At 61.7% G+C, this 19,412-nt stretch carries 21 protein-coding genes; 12 read left to right on the plus strand and 9 right to left on the minus strand.

The window, feature by feature from the left end:
* Window positions 1-15: 15 nt before the first annotated feature.
* On the minus strand, window positions 16-1,062 hold the full coding sequence (locus MF410_RS04655) for an NAD(P)-dependent alcohol dehydrogenase (protein WP_097629338.1): 1,047 nt from the start codon (window positions 1,060-1,062) through the stop codon (window positions 16-18).
* Between the two features lie 218 nt (window positions 1,063-1,280).
* Here MF410_RS04655 and MF410_RS04660 point away from each other — a divergent pair, with 218 nt between their 5' ends.
* The 3 genes from MF410_RS04660 to MF410_RS04670 all read left to right on the plus strand — a co-directional run bounded on the left by MF410_RS04660 (window position 1,281) and on the right by MF410_RS04670 (window position 5,026).
* Complete coding sequence (locus tag MF410_RS04660) at window positions 1,281-2,189, plus strand: AraC family transcriptional regulator (protein ID WP_097629339.1); 909 nt, start codon at window positions 1,281-1,283, stop codon at window positions 2,187-2,189.
* A gap of 99 nt (window positions 2,190-2,288) precedes the next feature.
* Window positions 2,289-3,344: a glycosyltransferase family 2 protein gene (locus MF410_RS04665; RefSeq protein ID WP_097629340.1), complete on the plus strand. Its 1,056-nt coding sequence runs from the start codon at window positions 2,289-2,291 to the stop codon at window positions 3,342-3,344.
* Complete coding sequence (locus tag MF410_RS04670) at window positions 3,344-5,026, plus strand: hypothetical protein (RefSeq protein ID WP_097629341.1); 1,683 nt, start codon at window positions 3,344-3,346, stop codon at window positions 5,024-5,026. The genes MF410_RS04665 and MF410_RS04670 overlap by 1 nt, the downstream gene beginning before the upstream one ends.
* Here the strand turns inward: MF410_RS04670 and MF410_RS04675 are convergent.
* Window positions 5,021-6,025 carry a sugar-binding transcriptional regulator gene (locus tag MF410_RS04675; RefSeq protein WP_097629342.1) on the minus strand — a complete coding sequence of 335 codons (1,005 nt, stop codon included), beginning with the start codon at window positions 6,023-6,025 and terminating at the stop codon, window positions 5,021-5,023. The genes MF410_RS04670 and MF410_RS04675 overlap by 6 nt on opposite strands.
* A gap of 93 nt (window positions 6,026-6,118) precedes the next feature.
* On the minus strand, window positions 6,119-7,153 hold the full coding sequence (locus MF410_RS04680) for a sn-glycerol-3-phosphate import ATP-binding protein UgpC (protein WP_097629343.1): 1,035 nt from the start codon (window positions 7,151-7,153) through the stop codon (window positions 6,119-6,121).
* A gap of 150 nt (window positions 7,154-7,303) precedes the next feature.
* Between MF410_RS04680 and MF410_RS04685 the strand changes: the two genes are divergently transcribed.
* The 6 genes from MF410_RS04685 (at window position 7,304) to MF410_RS04710 (ending at window position 13,822) form a co-directional block, all read left to right on the plus strand.
* Window positions 7,304-8,662 (plus strand): extracellular solute-binding protein, encoded by a 1,359-nt coding sequence (locus MF410_RS04685; protein ID WP_097629344.1) that lies wholly within the window; start codon window positions 7,304-7,306, stop codon window positions 8,660-8,662.
* A 13-nt stretch (window positions 8,663-8,675) separates the two neighbouring features.
* Complete coding sequence (locus MF410_RS04690) at window positions 8,676-9,641, plus strand: ABC transporter permease subunit (protein WP_179867184.1); 966 nt, start codon at window positions 8,676-8,678, stop codon at window positions 9,639-9,641.
* Between the two features lie 2 nt (window positions 9,642-9,643).
* Window positions 9,644-10,564, plus strand: a complete 921-nt coding sequence (locus MF410_RS04695; RefSeq protein ID WP_097629345.1) for an ABC transporter permease subunit — start codon at window positions 9,644-9,646, stop codon at window positions 10,562-10,564.
* Window positions 10,565-10,592: 28 nt separating this feature from the next.
* Window positions 10,593-11,387 carry a glycerophosphodiester phosphodiesterase family protein gene (locus tag MF410_RS04700; protein WP_239620213.1) on the plus strand — a complete coding sequence of 265 codons (795 nt, stop codon included), beginning with the start codon at window positions 10,593-10,595 and terminating at the stop codon, window positions 11,385-11,387.
* A complete protein-coding gene (locus MF410_RS04705) occupies window positions 11,324-12,040 on the plus strand; it encodes an HAD-IA family hydrolase (RefSeq protein WP_097629347.1) in 717 nt (238 codons plus the stop codon). Before MF410_RS04700 ends, MF410_RS04705 begins: the two co-directional genes overlap by 64 nt.
* A 150-nt stretch (window positions 12,041-12,190) precedes the next feature.
* A complete protein-coding gene (locus MF410_RS04710) occupies window positions 12,191-13,822 on the plus strand; it encodes an FGGY-family carbohydrate kinase (protein ID WP_097629387.1) in 1,632 nt (543 codons plus the stop codon).
* A gap of 27 nt (window positions 13,823-13,849) precedes the next feature.
* Here MF410_RS04710 and MF410_RS04715 read toward each other — a convergent pair whose 3' ends face one another.
* Window positions 13,850-14,308: a hypothetical protein gene (locus MF410_RS04715; RefSeq protein ID WP_097629348.1), complete on the minus strand. Its 459-nt coding sequence runs from the start codon at window positions 14,306-14,308 to the stop codon at window positions 13,850-13,852.
* A gap of 170 nt (window positions 14,309-14,478) precedes the next feature.
* Between MF410_RS04715 and MF410_RS04720 the strand changes: the two genes are divergently transcribed.
* Both MF410_RS04720 and ilvC read left to right on the plus strand, forming a co-directional pair.
* Entirely contained in the window at window positions 14,479-15,144 is a 666-nt protein-coding gene (locus tag MF410_RS04720) for a TetR/AcrR family transcriptional regulator C-terminal domain-containing protein (RefSeq protein WP_012558289.1), read from the plus strand.
* 50 nt (window positions 15,145-15,194) lie between these two features.
* Window positions 15,195-16,214 carry a ketol-acid reductoisomerase gene (gene ilvC, locus MF410_RS04725; RefSeq protein ID WP_003593524.1) on the plus strand — a complete coding sequence of 340 codons (1,020 nt, stop codon included), beginning with the start codon at window positions 15,195-15,197 and terminating at the stop codon, window positions 16,212-16,214.
* Window positions 16,215-16,320: 106 nt separating this feature from the next.
* Here the strand turns inward: ilvC and MF410_RS04730 are convergent, their stop codons facing one another.
* Window positions 16,321-17,268, minus strand: coding sequence for a LysR substrate-binding domain-containing protein (locus MF410_RS04730; protein ID WP_097629349.1), 948 nt, complete (start codon window positions 17,266-17,268; stop codon window positions 16,321-16,323).
* Between the two features lie 84 nt (window positions 17,269-17,352).
* Here MF410_RS04730 and MF410_RS04735 point away from each other — a divergent pair, with 84 nt between their 5' ends.
* Entirely contained in the window at window positions 17,353-17,877 is a 525-nt protein-coding gene (locus MF410_RS04735) for a hypothetical protein (protein WP_097629350.1), read from the plus strand.
* Window positions 17,878-17,950: 73 nt separating this feature from the next.
* On the opposite strand, the gene MF410_RS04740 is transcribed toward MF410_RS04735, so the two are convergent.
* The 4 genes from MF410_RS04740 to MF410_RS04755 all read right to left on the minus strand — a co-directional run bounded on the left by MF410_RS04740 (window position 17,951) and on the right by MF410_RS04755 (window position 19,394).
* The gene (locus tag MF410_RS04740; protein WP_097629351.1) at window positions 17,951-18,538 is read right to left on the minus strand and encodes a class I SAM-dependent methyltransferase; all 588 of its coding nucleotides are present in this window, start codon (window positions 18,536-18,538) and stop codon (window positions 17,951-17,953) included.
* Window positions 18,528-18,860, minus strand: coding sequence for a type II toxin-antitoxin system RelE/ParE family toxin (locus tag MF410_RS04745; protein WP_097629352.1), 333 nt, complete (start codon window positions 18,858-18,860; stop codon window positions 18,528-18,530). Before MF410_RS04745 ends, MF410_RS04740 begins: the two co-directional genes overlap by 11 nt.
* Window positions 18,847-19,095, minus strand: a complete 249-nt coding sequence (locus MF410_RS04750) for a transcriptional regulator (protein WP_097629353.1) — start codon at window positions 19,093-19,095, stop codon at window positions 18,847-18,849. The genes MF410_RS04745 and MF410_RS04750 overlap by 14 nt, the downstream gene beginning before the upstream one ends.
* Window positions 19,096-19,211: 116 nt before the next feature.
* Window positions 19,212-19,394 carry a PIN domain-containing protein gene (locus MF410_RS04755; protein ID WP_097629354.1) on the minus strand — a complete coding sequence of 61 codons (183 nt, stop codon included), beginning with the start codon at window positions 19,392-19,394 and terminating at the stop codon, window positions 19,212-19,214.
* Window positions 19,395-19,412: the final 18 nt, after the last annotated feature.

Raw genomic sequence — 19,412 nt, forward strand, 5'->3', positions numbered from 1 at the left:
GCCGCCTTTCATTCCTCAAGCCGACAGCGAGGCAATATCGATGACGAAGCGGTAGCGGACGTCGCTCTTGACGACCCGCTCATAGGCTTCGTTGATATTCTGGATGTCGATCTTCTCGATCTCGGAGACGATGTTGTGCTTGCCGCAGAAGTCGAGCATTTCCTGGGTTTCTTTGATCGAGCCGATCATCGAGCCCGCCAGGCTCTTGCGCCCGCCGATGACCGAGAAGGCGTGCACCGGTACCGGGTGTTCGGGAACGCCGACCAGAACCATCGTGCCGTCAGACTTCAGCAGGTTGAGATAGGCGTTCCAGTCGATTGTGGTGCCGACCGTGTTGATGATCAGGTCGAAGGTGCCGGCGAGCTTGGTGAAAGTCTCTGCGTCGCTCGTTGCATAATAGTCCTTGGCGCCGAGCTTGAGGCCGTCTTCCTTCTTCGACAGAGATTGGGAGAGCACGGTGATGTCGGCGCCCATGGCAGCACCGATCTTCACACCCATATGGCCGAGACCGCCCATGCCGACGATCGCGATCTTCTTGCCGGGACCGGCTTTCCAATGCGCGAGCGGCGAATAAAGCGTGATACCGGCGCAAAGCAGCGGGGCGCCGGTATCGAGCGGAATATTGTCGGGGAAGCGCAGCACATAACCTTCCTTGACGACGATCGTGTCGGAGTAGCCGCCGAAGGTCGGGGTCGCGCCGTCGGCTTCATAGCCGTTATAGGTCGGGACGAGGCCCGGCATGTAGTGCTCGTAATCCAGGTCACGCGTGGCGCAGCCCACGCAGGAATCGACGAAGCAGCCGACGCCGACGCGGTCGCCGACCTTGAATTTCGTGACCTTGGAGCCGACGGCGGAAACGACGCCGGCGACCTCGTGGCCCGGTACCATCGGGAAGATGGAATTGCCCCACTCGTTGCGGGCCTGGTGAATGTCGGAGTGGCAGACGCCGCAATATTGAACTGCGATAACGACGTCGCCATCATTGGGTTCGCGGCGCTCGAAGGTGAAGGGGGTCAGCGGTTGCGACGCGTCGGTTGCGGCATAGCCTTTTGCGATAGCCATCTGAAGCTTCCTTTTGGGGTTGGGAGGGGTTGAGCGGGATGGCAGACTATTGCCCGGATGTTAGCGAGGGCGTTAGAGCGATCCTCTCAGCTTCTTGCACGATCCTGCAAAAGTCGGGCACCCGCCTGTTTGCGAAATGGCAAAGACACTCTAGATAAGGGCGGTATCGCCCGCGCCAGACAGCTGACAGTCAGACAGCTGACAGAGAGAGTTGCAGCATGACTTTGCCCTTCAGCCCCTATCAGGAGATCGTCGATATCGCGATGCGCTTTGCGCCTCACGACGGTGAGTTCTCCACTTCAATCGGCAATCTTCATGTCAGCCGCCGGTCCAAGCCCAGCGATCCCTTGCACAGCAGCTACCGGCCCTGTTTTGCCTTCGTGCTACAGGGAGCCAAGAGCCTTCAGCTCGGCACGGAACAGATCAGCTACGGGACGGGGGATTATCTGCTGACCTCGCTCGACCTGCCCGTCGCCTGGCGGGTCACGGAGGCAAGCCCCGAGGTTCCGCATCTCTGCCTGGGGCTGGCAATCGATTCCGAAAAGCTTTTGGAGCTGCTCAGCCGCATCGATATTCCGCGTCCGGCCGCCCATACCGACGGGCAGCGCGGCATGGTGGTGAACGTGGCGCCGCCGGAACTGATGGATGCCGCCGTCCGCCTGCTGCGCTTGCTCGATCGTCCAGGCGACATTCCCGCCATGGCGCCACTGATCGAGCAGGAAATCCTCTACCGGGTGCTGACCGGGCCGCATGGCGCCCGGCTGATCAACATCGCCACGTCAGACAGCCACAGCAACAGGATCGCGCGCGCCGTCGCCTGGCTGAAGGAGAATTTCGCGCGGCCGCTGCGCATCGAAGACCTTGCCGACCGCGTCAACATGAGCGTCTCGTCCTTCCATCATCACTTCAAATCGGTCACGGCGATGACGCCGGTGCAGTATCAAAAGCAGCTTCGCCTGCATGAAGCACGCCGGCTGATGTTCGTCGAGCGGCTCGACGCCGGCACCGCCGGCCACCGCGTCGGCTATCAGAGCCCGTCGCAGTTCAGCCGCGAATACAGCCGCCTTTATGGAGCCTCGCCCGCCCGCGATGTCGATGGCGGGCGCGAGATCATGGCGGCGGAATAGTATTCAAGGACCTTCGGCGGCCGCCATCCGGTCATTAAAGGATGTTTGACGTTTCCGGGCTAGGCTGGCGCGATCAATCAAGCAGGCACCGCCGTCCGCATGACGCAAGCACCGTCTCTTTCCATCGTCGCGCCTTGTCACAACGAGGAGGAGGGGCTGCGCGAGTTCTGCCGCCGCGCTGCCGCCGCGGCGCAGAGCGTTGCCGGCGACAGCTTTGAGCTCATCCTCGTCGATGACGGCTCGTCCGACGGCACCTGGGAGATCATCTCGGATCTGGCGGCGAAGCTGCCGCAGGTGCTCGGCGTTCGTCTCCTGCGCAATCACGGCCACCAACTGGCCTCGACGGCCGGCCTTTCCGCGTCGCGGGGCGAGCGCGTACTTTTGATCGACGCCGACCTGCAGGACCCGCCCGAGCTGCTTTTGATGATGATGCCGATCATGGAGCGCGGCGCCGATGTCGTTTACGGCCAGCGCACGCGCCGCGAGGGCGAAAGCTGGTTCAAACTCGCCACCGCTTCGCTGTTCTATCGCACGCTCTCCAGGCTCGCTTCCGTGACCATCCCGCGCGATACCGGAGATTTCCGGCTGATGCGCCGGCGCGTCGTCGATATACTGCTGGCGATGCCGGAGCGCGACCGTTTCATCCGCGGCATGGTCAGCTGGATCGGCGGCAGGCAGGTGGCGCTGCCCTATGAGCGCGACGCCCGTTTTGCCGGCACGACGAAGTATCCGCTGCGCAAGATGATCAATTTCGCGCTCGATGCGATCACCAGCTTTTCGACGACGCCGCTGCGCATCGCCACATGGCTCGGCATGATCAGCGCCAGCGTCGCGATGGCGCTGCTCGTCTATACCTTTATTCGCTGGCTGCAGGGCGAGACGGTCACCGGCTGGTCGTCCATCATGGCCGCCGTCAGCGCCTTCAGCGCCATCCAGCTGATCTGCATCGGCATCATCGGTGAATATCTCGGCCGTCTCGTGCAGGAGAGCAAGCGGCGGCCGATGTTCATGATCGAGACGATCCTTCGCGGCAACGAACATGCCGAGCTGCCGACCGCTTTTTCCGAGATGGGCGCCGGCGACAAACGCGCAGCATTGGATGCGGCCTTTGCACCAGGCGAAGCGCGCTCGAAAAAGAACAGCCGGACCGGATGATGGACCGGATTGCTGCACCTGTTCATGCGGCTGCCGGGCCTGAGGATTTGACCGCCCGGCAGGATTCCACGGTCGCGATCATTGCTTTCGTGGTCCTCACCGCGGTCCTGGTGACACTGTTCCGCTTTCCGCCGGTTCTCGACTACGCAAATCACTACGCCCGTATCTGGCTTCTTTCGGGTGGGATCGGCGAACGGCCGTTTCCTGAGATCTATGCGATCGATTGGAACCGCACCTTCACCAATGTCGGGATCGATCTTCTGGCGATCTCGGTAGGACCGCTGGTCGGCGCCGATAGGTTGGCGCGGACTTTGCTTTTCCTGGCGATCGTGCTGCCGCCGCTTGGCGCGATCAGCCTGCACCGGGCGCTTTTCGGCGGCCGGCACTACTGGCAGATCGCCATGCTGTCGCTTGGCTGGTGCGCCACGATGATCGGCGGCTTCATCAACTTCCAGATCGGCCTCGGCATGGCCTTGTTCTTCGCCTGCGCCGACCTGCGGCTGCAGCGCCGAAATCCGGTTCTGCTTTTTGCCTGGCGACTTGCCGCCGCGCTGCTGCTGACTGTGATGCACATCTTCTCACTCGGCTTCTATATGGCGATCGTCTGCGGTCTCGAATTTTCCTGGCGTTTCGACATCGTGCGATCGAAGGCGGGGCTGATGAGGCTCGCCGGCCGTTTGGCGCTGGCGATCGGCGCCTGCGTCCTCCCGCCGCTCGCGCTCTATCTTCGCACGACCGCTTTGCCGAACGCCGGCGGCGATGGCCTTGGCCTTGTCTGGAACGATGGCGTCATCCTGATCGTCATGAACCTGTTTTCCGCCATCACCACCTATGTCCCGGCGGTGGATGTCCTGCTGATTCTGCCGCTGATCCTCATCTGCACGCGCGCCGTTCGCGCAGGCGACATCCGTATGCATGCGGGCCTTGCCGTCGCGGCCTGCGGGTTGCTGCTTCTTTCCTGTGTCGCACCGCTCCACATGCTCAACACCGGATGGATCAGCTGGCGCTTTCCGATCATGACGGCGCTTGTCGCCATGGCGATGGTGTGCCCCTTCGCCAATCTCACGCGCCGGCAGGCGCTGTTGCTGGCGCTTGTCGTCAATCTCGCGGTTTTCGGCCGGACCGGCTGGATCGGTTGGAACTGGTGGCTGGCGCAGAGGGACGTCAATGCCGTCGAGACCGTGTTGAAAAAGGTGCCGGCCGGCGCGGCTGTTCTGCCTCTAGGGCACGAACCCGAGATGGTCGGCGACATCGCCCATTCCAACCGGCATTTTGCCTGGGGACTGGACACCTTCCGGCATTTGCCGACGCTTGCCGTACCCTTCTCGCATGCCTTCGTGCCGACGTTGTTCACCGCCAAAGGCAAGCAGCCGCTCACTGTTCTGCCGCCTTGGTCGGAGATCGCGGTTCCCGAGGGCGATCTCGTGTCGATCGGCGTGCTTTCATGCCCTGACATGATGCAGGAATATAGAGACTATGCGCCTTATCTCTCGGACTGGCGCAGGCGTTTCGATTTCATCCTCGTCGCCAATGCGGATATGCCCGACCGGTATGTCGGCACCGCGATGCCGGCCGGCCTGACGCTGATCGAGGATGCCGGCTTCGCCAAGCTCTACGCAATCGACAAGGCGGCACCGGCAGAGCCTCTCTCTGTTCCCGCCGGTTGCCCCACGGCTCTATGAACCGCTGCGCGCCCGGAGATCGAGCGCAAGCTGTCGTGCTTGCCGGGCCGTCTCTTCATCGCAGATCAGCACGTTGCCCAGACCCGACAGCAGCACAGCAGCAATAGCCTGCGCCTTGTTCAGGCCGCCAGACGCGAAGATGACGTTCGGAATGGCGCGCAGGGCTTCGAGCTCGGGAGCGATCGCGCATCTGTTTATCGCATGTTCGATCGGGCGCCCGGTTTTGTCGACGAACTGGCCGAGCACATCTCCACAGGCGCCGGCTGCGACGAGCTCCTCGATATTGATGCTGCTCGGCAGGCCGTAGCGCATTAGCAGCGAGCGTTCGGTCATGTCGCCGATGCTGAGCACGATGACGTCATTGGCCTCGATCTGCCGAAAGGCCGTCTCGAAGACATCCTGCCTGATAATCGCCGTGCGCGACTCCGGCGTGCCGGCATAGATCGGCGCAGCAAGATAGGAACATTCCGCGTTAAGCTGCCGAGCAAGATCGCTCGCAATGTCGAAAGTATTGATTTCGATGCCGTGGGTCAGCCCGCCCATGACCGAATTGACACAAATATCAGGGCGTCTCAGCGATGGCATATGACGCACCATTTCGCGGAGCGTCGCTCCCCAACCGACGCCGACGCCGCGGATGTTGCCGCCGTTCAGCAATTGCACGAGATAATCGGCTGCCGCCTGGCCGAGCAGAACAGGGATAAGATCCGCATCTTCAGGTGTCGGTACAATGATCGCGCGATTGAGAGAGAATTCCATGGCCAGCTGCTGTTCCAGGGCGACACAGGAGGTCAGCCGGGAATTGAGGGTGATCGTCACCAGGCCCGACCGGCGCGCCTCGGCGATGATCTTGTTGACGCGAAGCCGGTTGGTCGAAAGCGCTTCTGCAATCTCACCCTGGGTGCGTCCCTCCATGTAATAGAGCCAGACCACGCGCACCTGCATCTGCTCGTCGGGGAGCGCCATCGGTTGGAAAGAAGCACCTCTGTTCTGTGACATGCAATAATCTGCGCCTCCAATTCGATGGCCATGGATCTCAAATCCCTGACGCTTGTCAATCGCAAGGGGCAATCGTCATCTGCTTCACTCCCCTCAATCGGTTCGCCGCCCAGTCGTCCTGTTGAACGGATGCAAACCGTCCCTTCTTACATGGCACGAAGTACGATCGCCTTCCTGCAGGCGTCGATCGGTGGAAACGCTCGCCACGATGCGCTTGTCGCTGCCATCGATGCGCAGGTGGACATTGTTCTCGTCACCGACGGTTTCGATCAATTCGACATTGGCGTCGAACCGGAGGTCATGTGCTGCCCCATCACCGAGGTTGATCGCACTCGGCCTGATACCTAAAAGATCCGTGTCTCTGGGAAGTGCCAGGTTACAGGGTCCCAGCTCGTCGAGATCGACAAGGTTCATCGGCGGAGAACCGATGAAGCCGGCAACGAAGACGGTCTCGGGACGGCGATAGACCTCGATCGGTGTCCCGATCTGCTCGATCCGGCCGCCATTCATGACGACCAGCCTGTCGGCGAGCGTCATGGCCTCGAGCTGGTCGTGCGTCACATAGAGGCTCGTGGTCTTGAGCTGCCGCTGCAGCCTGCGGATTTCGACGCGCATTTGTACGCGCAGCTTCGCATCGAGATTGGACAAAGGTTCGTCGAACAGAAAGGCGGCGGGATCGCGGACGATGGCGCGGCCCATGGCAACGCGCTGGCGCTGCCCGCCCGACAGCTGGCGGGGGCGCCGCTCGAGGAAGTCGCCGATTTCCAGGATGCCGGCGGCGCTGGCGATCCGCCGGTCGATCTCGTCACGCGGCACGCGGCGGTTCTTGAGCCCGTATTCGAGATTCTGACGGACAGTCATGTGCGGATAGAGCGCGTAGTTCTGGAATACCATGGCGATGTTGCGGTCGGCCGGATCGACATGGCCGACATCGCTGCCTGCGATCCTGAGATGGCCGGAGCTGATGGCCTCAAGGCCGGCAATCATCCGCAGCAGGGTCGATTTCCCGCATCCCGAAGGCCCGACCAGCACGATCATTTCGCCGTCGGCGACGCTGAGATTGATCCCTTTTACCGCGGGAACCGCGCCGTAATTCTTCTTCAAATCGATCAGTTCGATAGCTGCCATGGCATCCTCCTCAGGTGTCGTCATACATTTGTAACACGCTATTGACATTTGTAACAAGTAACCCCAACCTTGTTTATCGCCACTCTGGGAGGGGTTGATCGGCGCTGAGCGCGCCGGTCGGCGAATAACGGCAATGGAGAGGAAAACGAAATGACGGCAAAGTCTTCGATAGGCGCCCGCATGGGGCGGACGATCCGGTCGTTCGCGGCGGGTGCTGCACTGGTGACGCTCGGATTGGCCAATGCTGGCGACGCCGGCGCGGCCGATCGCATCAAGATCGAATGGTGGAATGCGGCCGGCGGTCGGCTCGCCGAGATCACCAACAAGCTGATTGCCGACTTCAACGCCTCGCAGGACAAATACGAGGTCGTCGGCATCGGCAAAGGCAATTACGAGGAGACCATGGCGGCGATGGTGGCCGCCTACCGCGTCCACCAGCAGCCGGTTCTGATCCAGGCTGCCGAGCGAGGTTTCCTCACCATGTACAATTCCGGCGCCGTCATTCCGGTGCCGGAACTCATGGAGAAGGAAGGTTACAAGATCGACTGGAACGACTTCCTCGCTCCCGTGGCCGGCTTCTATCTCGTCGACGGCAAACCGGCGGCGATGCCCTTCAACAGCTCGACGCCGATTTTCTGGTACAATGCCGATCACTTCAAGGCGGCCGGCTTCGACAAGCCGGGCGAGACCTGGCAGGAACTCGACAAGCAGCTTGGCGCCATCAAGGAGAAGGGCGTCTCAAAATGCCAGATGGCGCTCGCAAACGATTTCTACTGGAGCCTGATCGAAAACTACGCGGCGATCCAGGACCAGCCTTACGGCACCAAGGCGAATGGTTTCGGCGGTCTCGATACCGAGTTCATCTTCAACAAGAGCCCGCTGGTCGTCGGTCAGGTGACGCGCCTGAAGACGTGGCTCGACGCCGGCATCCTGCAGATCGCCGGCCAGGGCCTCTCGCCCGACCAGTTGTTCACGTCTGGAACCTGCTCGACCTATGTGGCCTCCACAGCGGCGCATGCCGCCGTCGAGAGCGGTGCAAAATTCAATTGGAGCGCAACGTTCCTGCCACATGAAGAAGGCATCGAGCCGAAGAACAGCACCATCGGCGGCGGCGCGCTCTGGGTCCTGAAAGGCAAGTCCGAGGAAGAATATGCGGGTGCTGCCGCCTTCTTGAACTTCCTCGCTTCGCCGAAGACGCAGGTCTGGTGGAGCAAGCAGACCGGCTATGTGCCGGTCACCAACGCCGCCTATGAGCAGGCCAAGTCCGAAGGCTATTTCAAGGATCACCCGACTCGCGAAATCGCCATTCTCCAGCTCACCCGGGGCACGCCGACCGACAATTCGCGCGGCTTCCGCTTCGGCAATCATAACCAGTCGATGGCGCTTCTGGTGGAAGAGATCCAGGGTGTGTGGACCGGCCAGAAGACACCGCAGCAGGCGCTGGATGCAGCGGCGGCCCGCGGAAACCTGATCCTTCGCCAGTATGAGCAGCTTCATGCAGCAAAGTAGAACCTTCGGAAAGATGGGGGGCGCCGCCGGGCGCCTTCGCATCCCGGATATTCTGTCGACAGGCCGGAGGAGCGCGCAGCCCTCGGAGCCCGGGTTGAAGTCGGCTCATTTCAACAAGCCCTGGCTCGCCTTCGGCTTGGTCGCGCCGCAACTGCTGATCCTCCTGTTCTTCTTTTTCATCCCATCCTACAAGGCGCTGTCGCTGGCCTTCGTTCAGGTCGATCCCTTCGGCGGCACGCAGATTTTCGTCGGGTTGGAGAATTTCTACAATCTGTTCGCCAGTCCGGAATATCGCGGAAGCGCGCTGTTCACGCTGTGGTTCACCGTCGCGCAGAATGCCGCAACGCTTCTGCTTGCCGGCCTGTTTGCCTTCGCGACCGATTTCGTGATCAAGGGAAGGGGGATCTATAAAAGCATCATCCTGCTGCCTTATGCGATCGCCCCCGTGATCTCAGGGGTGATCTGGGCCTTCCTGTTCAATCCTGCGGTTGGGCCTATTGCGCAATTCCTGCATGGGCTCGGTCTCGAATGGGATCCGAACCGGCGTCCGTTCGATGCGCAGTTGCTGGTCACCATCGCCTCGGTCTGGAAGAATGTCTGCTACGACTACATCTTCCTCGTCGCCGCATTGCTGGCTGTGCCCGTCTCGCTTCTGGAGGCGGCAAAGCTCGACGGCGCAAGACCCGTGCGGCGCTTCTTCACCATTTCGCTTCCCCTAATCTCACCGACGATCTTCTTCCTCGTGGTGATGAATTTCGTCTACGGACTGTTTGAAACCTTCGGCATCATCGACGCGGTCACCCGCGGCGGTCCGGCGGGGGCGACGAACAGCCTGGTTTACAAGGTCTATCAAGATGGTTTCGTGCAGCTCGATCTCGGCTCGTCGGCCGCCCAGTCGGTGCTTTTGATGCTGATCGCCATCCTGTTCACCATCGTTCAATTCCGCGCCCTCGAGCGCAAGGTCAATTACCAGGTGTAGCCATGCCCGAACGCCATCTCGGTCTATCGATCTTCTGCCACGCGGTGCTGCTCATCGGCGCGATTTTCGTCTGCCTGCCGCTCTACTTCGCCTTCGTCGCCGGCTCGCTCACCTTGCAGGAGGTACAGCAGGCGCCATTCCCGGTCTTGCCGGGCTCGCAATTTCTCGAAAACCTCGCCGCCGCCTGGCAGCAGGGCGAGTTCTCCCGACTATTCCTGAATTCGATCATCGTCACCGCCGGCATCGTCGTCGGCAAGCTGGCGATCTCGCTAATCGCCGCATTCGGCGTCACCTATTTCCGCTTCCCATTTCGCATGACGGCGTTCTGGCTGATCTTCGTGTCGCTGATGCTTCCTGTCGAGGTCCGCATCATCCCGACCTACGAAGCGGTCGCCGATGCCGCCGGGCCGCTTCGCTGGCTGGCCGGGACGATCGGCCTTTCCGGTATCGTCGAGCGGCTGACGGGATACAGCATCGAAGCGTCGCTGAAGTGGAACATGGTCAACAGCTATAGCGGCCTGATCCTGCCGCTGATCGCCTCGGCCTCGGCAACCTTCCTGTTCCGGCAGTTCTTCCTCTCCGTTCCCGACGAGCTTTGCGAGGCGGCCAAGCTCGATGGCGCCGGTCCGCTGAAATTCTTCAAGGATATCCTGCTGCCGCTGTCGAGCGCCAATATAGCGGCGTTATCGATCATCCTGTTTCTCTATGGCTGGAACCAGTATTTGTGGCCGCTGCTGTTCACCACCGACAAGGAGATGGGAACGGCGGTCCTCGGGCTGAAGCAACTCGTTCCGGTCTCGGACTCGGCACCTGCCTGGAACATCGCGATGAGCGCTGCGCTGCTCGTCATGCTTCCGCCTGCCGCCGTCATTCTCTTCATGCAACGCTGGTTCACCAAGGGGCTGGTGGACTCTGGAAAGTAACACGCCGAATCTCAAGGATATTCAGACGATGGTGCATATCATCGGCCACCGCGGTGGCCGCAATCTCTGGCCTGAAAACAGTCTTTCGGGCTTCCGAAAACTTGCGCAAATGGCGGTCGATGGCGTGGAGTTCGACATCCACCTGACGCAGTCTGGCGAAATGCTCGTCATTCATGACCCGACGCTGGAGCGCACCACGGATGGGCGCGGGCCGGTTGCCGACCTCGGCCCCGGAAAACATCGTGAAATCTGCCTCAAGGACAGCGACGGGGAGACGATCCCGACGCTGGAAGAGGTCCTTGCGGTCTTCAAGGACACGCCGCTCGAGCTTCATATCGAACTGAAGAACCATGCCGATGGGACGCCTTACGAGGATCTGGCGGCCAAGGCATTTTCCGCCGTCGAGCGGCTTGGTCTTGCGGAGCGCTCGATCCTGACGAGCTTTCAACCCGATGTGCTTGCCGATATTCGCAAGGCCGCTCCCGGGATTCGCACCCTGTCGTCCTTCGACGCCAAATCGGCGGAGCGTCTCGGTCTGACAAGCGGCCTCAGCCTGATGAGGCAATACTCGGATGTCATTGCCGTCGAGAAATCGCTCCTGCGGGCAAAGTGGGACGAGATTACCCAACTTGTGCCGCTCGACCAACTCGGGGTCTGGGTTCCGAACGAAACGAGCGATCTCGAATACTGGCTTGCCAAACCGATCCGGCAGATCACTACCGACCGGCCGGATCTCGCCTTGCAGACGCGGGGTGAGGCATGCTCGATAGCCGCATCGATTATCCCGGTATGCCGGGGCGCATGGATAACGTCGACCTCGTGATCTTCGATTGCGACGGGGTGCTGATCGACAGCGAGCCGATTGCCAGCCGCACTTTGGCGGAAACGCTGCAGGGCGCCGGCATAGCGATCAGCGCGGCGGAGGCTCATGTCAAATTCACCGGCAATTCGGAAAGCATCATTGCCGAGATGTGCCGGCGCGAATACGGGATCAGCGATGTCACCGGGCTGTTCGAGAGGTGGCATCGTCATCTGTTCGACGAATTTGCCCGTTCGCTGACGCCGATTGCCGGCATTGCCGAGGTTGTCAACAGCCTCAACCGGCCGAAATGCGTCGCATCGAACAGCACGATGCAGCGGCTGCGCAACAGCCTGGGCAAACTCGATCTGTGGAGCGCCTTCGGTGAGGACGTCTTCAGCGCCGAACTGGTCCCCCGGCCGAAGCCGGCGCCGGATCTTCTGCTGCACTGCGCCGAGCGTTTCCGGGCCCGTCCGACCAAATGCGTCATGATCGACGACAGCGCCCATGGCGTGGCGGCAGCCGTAGCCGCAGGCATGACGGCCATCGGATTTGTCGATCCGGCCGATCCGAGGCCCGGCCGCCGCGCGGTGCTCGACGCCGCCGGAGCGGCCGCCGTCGCGACAGGGGCAGGGGAGCTCACTGCCATTCTGGAAAATGTCGGAGGAAGGCTGTGACTGCATCTGCCCAGCGTGTTGGCATCCTTGTCATGGCGTCGCGACCGGGTAATGTCAGCCTCTCTGGAGGCGATCTTTCCAGGCACAGAGTTTGAAATCCGGCTGAAACTGCCCATCAACCCGATCCCTGGCGATCTGAAACGAGAGACCATGAGCGACACATCTCATACCCCGGAAGCCGGCGCCAAATATGTCATCGGCGTCGATGTCGGCACCGGCAGCGCCCGGGCCGGCCTGTTCGATATGGCCGGCACCATGCTTGCCTCCGCCAAGCGGAATATCAGCCTGTTTCATGAAGCCGGTTCCATCGTCGAGCAATCGAGCAGCGAAATCTGGCGCGCCGTGTGCGCGGCCGTGCGAGAGGCGGTTTCCACCGCCGGCGTCGATCCGGCTTCCGTGGTCGGTCTGGGATTCGACGCAACCTGCTCGCTCGTCGTCCTCGGCGAAGGCGGCAAGCCGCTCGCCGTCGGACCCTCAGAAGATCCGGACCGGGATATCATCGTGTGGATGGACCACCGCGCCGTCCCGCAGGCGGAGCGCATCAATGCGTTGGGTCATGACGTGCTCCGTTACGTCGGCGGCCGCATCTCGCCAGAGATGGAAACGCCCAAGCTTCTCTGGCTCTGGGAAAACCGGCGTCAGGTGTTCGATGCCGCCTGGCAATTCTTCGATCTTGCGGATTTTCTGACCTGGCGGGCGACCGGCGATCTGTCACGCTCGACCTGCACGGTCACCTGCAAGTGGACCTATGTCGCCCATGAAAAGCGTTGGGACGACAGTTATTTCCACCAGATCGGCCTCGGAGTGCTGGCAGACGAAGGTTTTGTCCGCATCGGCAAAACTATCGTCGAGCCCGGTTCAGCGCTCGGCGAGGGACTGACTGCTGCTGCGGCAGAGGAGCTTGGCCTGACGCCCGGAACGGCCGTTGCAGCCGGGTTGATCGACGCTCATGCCGGCGGTGTCGGGACTGTCGGCGCCGATCCGCAGGCCAATCTTGCCTATGTCTTCGGGACCTCTTCCTGCACGATGACCTCGACGGCAGAACCGTCTTTCGTTCCCGGCGTCTGGGGACCCTATTATTCAGCGATGGTGCCAGGCTTATGGCTGAACGAGGGCGGCCAGAGCGCTGCCGGCGCTGCCATTGATCAGCTTCTTTCCTTCCATCCGGCGGCCGGCGAGGCGAGGGAGCTTGCGAAGAGCGCGGGCGTTCCGCTGCCGGTGCTCCTTGCAGACATGGCTGCCGGCAAGGCGGGCCGTTCTTCCGATGCCGTCACGCTGGCGGCCGGCCTGCACGTCGTTCCCGAATTCCTCGGCAACCGTGCGCCCTTTGCCGATCCGCATGCCCGAGCGATCATTGCCGGTCTCGGCATGGAGCGGGATGTCGACAGCCTGGTCTCTCTCTACATCGCAGGGCTCTGCGGCATCGGCTACGGCCTGAGACAGATCATCGAAACGCAGGCCGAGGCGGGGGTCACCGTCGAAAACATCGTCATCAGCGGCGGCGCCGGCCAGCACGATTTCGTCCGCCAGGTGCTTGCCGATGCGAGCGGCAAGCCGGTGGTCGCCACGAAGGCCGAGGAGCCGGTATTGCTCGGGGCGGCCATCCTCGGCGCCGTCGCCGGCCGGTTATTTGTCGATGTCGGCGAAGCGATGAGCAGGCTTACGAAGGTGGAAACACGCTTTCAGCCGTCTGAGGGTGAGATTTCGGATCTCCACGGCAAGCGTTACGAAGCCTTCAAGGAGCTTCAGACGCTCGCGCGCAAGCTTCGCAGCGATGCCTGACATCGCTGCACGACAAACGCTTCGGGGCTAATTATTGATGGCGATGATCGCCCAATGGCTCTCCTCGCAGGCGTTGTCGTCGCAGACCGCGCCTATCCAGACGGCGCCGTTGGCGAGCATGACGCCGTCGCTGTTGACGAAGAGGTCTTGATATTGCTGATGGCCGACGGCGCGGCGGGTCTCCGGCGTCACCAGATCGTCGAAATTCTCGACGAAATCTTCGGCGTTCTCGACATCATAGGTCTCACCATTGGCCTTGACGGTCAGCGGATATTCGGCAAGGCCGGCGACGGTCTCGGCATCGCCGGAGCGCATCGCCAGAACGAGCTGGCGCAGCGGCTGATCGAAGGCCCGGGCATTGCCATGCAGCTCTTCGATGCGATTATAGACCTCGTTGTCCGACTGCGCGGCGGCGCGACCGGTGAAGGGCGTCGCGGCGAGGAGCATCGCTCCGGCCAGGAGAAGGGCAGCAGAAAGGCGCGACATGGAGGCTCCGGCAAATAGGGTTCCGCAGCATTATGCAGTCACCACGGCGTCTCCGCCTATCCAATTCTGGTGCCGTGCCGGTCTTTCCCGTATAAAAATCTGCCGGAGCTGCTTGACGGCCCGATGGGTTTGCCGCATAAAGCTCACGAACCGTACCGTACGGTACGTATATGGGAGCCGTGACCGTGTCCGTCGATACTGCAGAGCCGAGCGAGTTTTCGCCGCGCCAGAACGCCGTTCTGGAGCAGGCGCTGCGGTTGCTCGTCGATGGCGGCGAGAAGGCGCTGACGACCTCGGGGGTTGCGCGCGCCGCCAATTGCTCCAAGGAAAGCCTCTACAAGTGGTTCGGCGACCGCGATGGTCTGCTGTCGGCGATGATTGCCTATCAAGCGAGCAAGGTGCGCACCTTCGAGCGCAATGGTGAGCGGTTGACGGCGGCGAGCCTTCATGACCATGTCGTCATTTTCGCGCGTGACCTGCTGGAGGTGCTGGCCGGTGATGTCTCGCTGGCGCTGAACCGGCTCGCCATCGGCCAGTCGAACCGCGACGGCTCGAAGCTCGGCAAGCTGCTGCTTGAGCGCGGCCGCCGGCAGATCGACCGCCGCGCCATGGCGCTGATCGATGCGGGAAAGAGGGCAGGGCTCTTGCGTTTTTCCGATGCCGATGAGGCTTATCACACGCTTTACGGCCTTGTTGTTTCCGACCTGCATGTGCGCATGCTGCTCGGCGAACCGGGCCTCAAGGATACCGCGCGCCAGGCGGAGAGGGCGGTGACCGCCTTCCTCCGGCTTTATGGCACGGACAAGGTTCTGGCGGAGATGCCGGTTCTCGGCTGATTTCGCTTTAATGACAGTCAACAAGACAAGCACAAGGGAAGGAACTTCAAATGCGCGTCTATTACGATCGTGATGCCGATCTCAACCTCATCAAGGCCAAGAAGGTCGCCGTCATCGGCTACGGCTCGCAGGGCCGCGCCCATGCGCTGAACCTGAAGGACAGCGGCGCCCAGAACCTCGTCATCGCTCTCAAGGCCGGTTCGCCCACCGTCAAGAAGGCCGAAGCCGACGGCTTCAAGGTCATGACGGTTGCCGAAGCCGCCGGCTGGGCCGATCTGATGATGATGGCAACCCCGGACGAGCTGCAGGCCGACATCTACAAGGCCGACATCGCACCGAACATCCGCGACGGCGCTGCCATCGCCTTTGCTCACGGCCTCAACGTTCACTTCGGCCTGATCGAGCCGAAGGCTTCGGTCGACGTCGTCATGATCGCGCCGAAGGGCCCGGGCCACACGGTTCGCGGCGAATACCAGAAGGGCGGCGGCGTTCCCTGCCTCGTGGCCGTTCACCAGAACGCCTCCGGCAATGCGCTTGAACTCGCTCTCTCCTACGCCTGCGGCGTCGGCGGCGGCCGTTCCGGCATCATCGAAACCAACTTCCGCGAAGAGTGCGAAACCGACCTTTTCGGCGAACAGGTCGTTCTCTGCGGCGGTCTGGTCGAGCTCATCCGCGCCGGTTTCGAAACGCTGACCGAAGCCGGTTATGCGCCTGAGATGGCCTATTTCGAATGCCTGCACGAAGTGAAGCTGATCGTCGACCTGATCTATGAAGGCGGCATCGCCAACATGAACTACTCGATCTCCAACACGGCCGAGTGGGGCGAGTACGTCTCCGGTCCGCGCATCATCACCGCCGAGACCAAGGCCGAGATGAAGCGCGTCCTCAAGGACATCCAGACCGGCAAATTCACCTCCGAGTGGATGCAGGAATACCGGTCGGGTGCAGCCCGCTTCAAGGGTATCCGCCGCAACAACGACAGCCACCAGATCGAAGAAGTCGGCGCCAAGCTGCGCGGCATGATGCCCTGGATCGGCAAGAACAAGCTGGTCGACAAGAGCGTGAACTAAGCGTTTTACCGAGCGCGCCGCACGAGCATTGGTTCGTGCGGCGCGCTCGGTTTTTTGGTTTTAGGCATGTCATCTCCCAAAAGGCTACATGGTGCCTAGGTAGGATCTACTCGCCGTTGTTCCGAATGCGAGTCTTGGCAGCCGCATCCGGATGGTTCTTCATGTGATCGACGAAGGCGCGTAGTTTCGGTGTCATTTGCCGATGGCCGGGATAATAGAGAAATACGCCGGGCGTCTTCGGCGCGAATGATGCAAGCACCTCGATGAGCTTTCCCGTTCTGATCTCTTCGACGGCGATCGGCTCCGGCACCTGGGCCAGGCCCATCCCCTCGATGGCTGCGCCGAGCATTGTCGGGAAGTCGTGAGTGATAAGCGGCCCCGCGACGGCGATCTCGATGACTCGGCCATTGTCGTCGAGCGACCACCGCGCGAGCGCACCATTGGAGCGGCGTATTCTGAGGCATGCATGGTGACGCAGGTCGTCCGGGCACGCTGGCAGATCCCGGTTGTAGAAATAGATCGGGCTCCCGACGATGATGAACCGAAATGGCGGCGTCAGCCGAACCGCGATCATGTCGGCATCGATGAACTGGCCCATCCTCATCCCTGCATCAAAGCCTTCGATCGCGAGGTCGATCAGCTTCTCGCTGACGGCGATTTCCACCTCGATCTCGGGATAAGCTTGGGAAAAGGACGCAATCAGCGGCTCGATCAAGACCGGGACAACGGCGCGCGGCACCGAGAGGCGCAGCCGTCCGGCCGGTCGCTGTCCAAGCTCATGCGCGTCAGCGCTTGCGGCGACGAGCTCTTCGAAGGCTGTTTTTGCACGCGAAAAGAAACGCTCGCCGGCTTCCGTCAGCCCTACGCTACGCGTCGTTCGGATGAACAGGGCTGCGCCGATCCGCGCCTCCAGCGTGCGCACGGCCTGGCTGATCGCGGAGGGAGTGACGCCGAGTTCCGCCGCTGCCCGGCGAAAGCTGCGGTGCTGCGCAACGCTGAGGAACGCCTCCACCCCGTCGAGCGCGCCCTGCCTGACTGTGAAGTTCTGCTTCATGCCCTGTCCATATTATCCCGAATAGTCGCTCGGTATAAGCGGCCGTATATTGCGCTGGAAACCCGCAGCCCAACAGGAGGCAAAATGTCCCCCGCCGCCATCTTCCAGCTTCACCTGCTGCTCGGCTACGTCGCCTGGCTGCTTTGCATCGGCGTCTATGGCCTGCCCCGGCTCAAGTCGATGGACCGCGCCGGGGCGCAGCGGGCCGTCGCAACGCTCCATAGCTTCCGCTTTTTCGGCCTCGTCTTCATCCTTCCCGGCGTCGTCGGTCCCGATCTGCCGTCCGGCTTTGCCGTCACGGCCGCCTATGGCGATCTTGCTGCCGGGCTGCTGGCCATGCTGGCGCTGATTTCGTTCCGCATCCGCCCACTGTTCTGGCTATTCGTCGTAGCCTTCAATCTCGTAGGCGCCGGTGATCTGGTCATCAACTATTATCACGGCGCCCAGTCCGGCCTGCCTGCCTTGGCTGGGCAACTAGGCGCAGCCTATGTGGTCGTGATCGTCTATGTTCCATTGCTGATGATCACCCATATGGTTGCGTTCTATTTGCTCGCGGCGCGGCAGCCCATGACCGCTCAAACCCATCGCGGGGAGCCTGTTGCCAACTGACGGCCAGGACACGCTGACATTGTTTCGAAAGGTAATTCCGCTGCAGCTTAAGGCCGAGGCGAAACTTTGGCCTCTATCGTTCTGCGCTCACGGCGAGCCAGCGGGTCGGTTTGCCGTCATAGCCGCCGCCGTCGCTTTCCTTGATGGCGAGGTTGCGCCAGCCGCCTTTGGTCAAAAGCGCCGACAGCCATTCGCGTGAGGGGTAGTTGTAGTAGCGCCCGAAGCCGTCATGGCCTTCCGCTTCTCCCGCCTTGAAGCTGGCGTGAAGAAGGCCGCCGGTTCTGAGCGCGCGGCGGATGCGGGTGAAGACATCTGGCAGTTCAGCCCTGGGGACATGAAGAAGGCTCGCATGCGCCCAGACGCCGTCGAAGGCGCTGTCGGCGTCGAGTTCCTGAAACAGCATGACCTTGACCGGCCTGCCGATCAGCGCTTCCGCCTGTCTGGCAAGCTCGGCCGAGCCATCGGTCGCCGTCACTTGGAAACCCTGCGACAGCATGTAGGCGCTGTCCTGGCCGCCGCCGCAGCCGAGTTCGAGGATTGCGCCACCCGGTGCGATACCGGCGAGAAAGACGTCGAGCTGCCGCTTCGGCAAGCTGCGCGCCCGGTTGGCGTATGTCTTGGCGTTTTCTTCATAAAAGGCGGAGGTGCTGTCACGAGACATGCGGGTCGGCCGTTGGGGAGCGTCGTCTTGATTGAAGATGTCTTTCGGGAAGCCGGTCGGCGCCGATAATGTCGATGACGAGGATGCCGTCCGGTATTTCGCGGTAGAAGGCGACGTGGCGCATGTGGAGGAGGCGGCGGAGGCCGGAGCCGAGTTCGTCGCACTCGTCTCCCATGGAGGGCACGCGCGAAAGCAGTACGAAAATCCTATCCCAATCGAGAAGATAGGCATCCGCCTGCGCCTCGCCGAAATGCAGGCTGGCATATTCGTCGATGCCCGACAAAACGGCGTCTGCGGTTCGTGTCAGCCTATAGGTGGTCACGCAGCTTCGCCTTGGTTTCCATCAGAATGTCGGCAATACGTCGGTCGCTGATGCCGCTCTCCTCAGCCAGCCTCAGGATCTCGCGCACTTCTTCGTCATCGAGCTTGCGGTGGTTCTGATCCTTCAGGACGAGTTCCGCCAGATAGGCGCCGGCACTGCTATATCCACCGCTTGCAACACGGCGTGCGACATAGCCCGCCAGATCATCCGGAAGAGAGATCGTCATTTTCGCCATTGAATTCAGTGCCGTCCGTCCATGCCGGTTTCGGCGTCTCCGATGCCAGATTACCATTTCCCACTTTATGATAGAAGCGTTATGCGCCGCCGTCGAACACTTGGGTCACATCAAGGTCAGTCTTTTTTATCGATATGCACGACCCGCTCGAAATCCTTGAAATCGGCGTCGCAGGTCAGAATATCCGCATCTTGGTGCTCGGCCGTCGCGCTGGTGATGGCATCAGCGGTGGTAAGGTTGAGCGCTGCCGATATCTCCGCGGCATGGTGGGCAAGCCTCGTGTCGAGGGGCGCCACCATGCATTTCGCGGTATATGC

This window comes from Rhizobium sp. C104 (assembly GCF_022354505.1).
Classification (GTDB): Bacteria; Pseudomonadota; Alphaproteobacteria; order Rhizobiales; family Rhizobiaceae; genus Rhizobium; species Rhizobium redzepovicii.